This is a genomic window from Arthrobacter sp. Br18 (genome assembly GCF_000520555.1).
Classification (GTDB): domain Bacteria; phylum Actinomycetota; class Actinomycetes; order Actinomycetales; family Micrococcaceae; genus Arthrobacter_D.
Genome location: NZ_KI914890.1, coordinates 92,365 through 93,222, shown reverse-complemented (window position 1 = coordinate 93,222; position 858 = coordinate 92,365). Strand labels below are relative to the sequence as shown.

The 858-nt window shown below is 68.3% G+C and carries 2 protein-coding genes; one reads left to right on the top strand and one right to left on the bottom strand.

The features are described from left to right. Positions 1-462 (top strand): hypothetical protein (locus Y704_RS0115650; protein ID WP_026550809.1); only part of this gene is annotated, 462 nt, incomplete at its 5' end. Between the two features lie 42 nt (positions 463-504). Here the strand turns inward: Y704_RS0115650 and Y704_RS21940 are convergent. Then, positions 505-858, bottom strand: a 354-nt coding sequence (locus Y704_RS21940) for a DUF1731 domain-containing protein (RefSeq protein ID WP_035773054.1), incomplete at its 5' end; no start/stop codon positions are given.

Sequence of the window (858 nt, the reverse complement as noted above, 5' to 3'; positions counted from 1 at the left end):
CCGGCCGATCCCGAGGATCCTCTGGCGGCGCTGTCGATGCTCGCGGAAATCCGGGCGTCGGCTTTCACCGGAGCCGATCCTTCCCGGTTGGCCCTCGTCAATGTGGCGGGCTCCCCGGCGATGTCGGCTGACACCGATGCGGTGGCGGCGTTGTTGAACTCCGGGCGGCGGCTGGACGGCCTTCAGGTCGTCATCAAGGGAGCCGAACGGGTCGATGACACCCCCGGTCAGCGCGGCGCAGGCGGTATAACCGGGATGCCGGCCGAGGGAAAGGTGCCGTCCGATACTGTGACCATCGCCGCACATGCGGAAGTTTCCGGCTATCACCAGGTCGAGGACGACGGCACACCCGTTCCGGGCTGGTTGCCCGCCGTGACGCAGGATCTGGTGTTCGTGCTCCGGGACGACGGCGGCGGCTGGCGGATCTACGCCGTCCATGAACCCGGGAATGGCGAACGATGACTCCACCGCCGGTGCACTGCCGGGCTGCCGGCGCCGTAGGAACTATTTCTTCATGGAGGTGCGCACCCAGTCGGCAAGATCCCTGGACGTCGACTGCTCGAACGTGAACCCGGCGTCCGTCAGGACGCCCGGCTTCATCCGCATACTGGTGAGCAGCAGCTCATCGGCAAGCTGGCCCCCGAGCGTGCTGAGCACCTTCCCTGGAACCCGCAGCCAGCTGGGGCGGTGCAGCGCCTCGCCCAGGTCGGCGATGACGGTGCCCGCCTGGGCGGGCTCCGGAGCACACAGGTTGACCGGGCCCTCGATGGACGAGGTCAGGAGGAACTCCATGGCCCGCACCTGGTCCGTCATCGTGATCCAGGGCCACCATTGCCGTCCGGAGCCGATCGGCCCGCC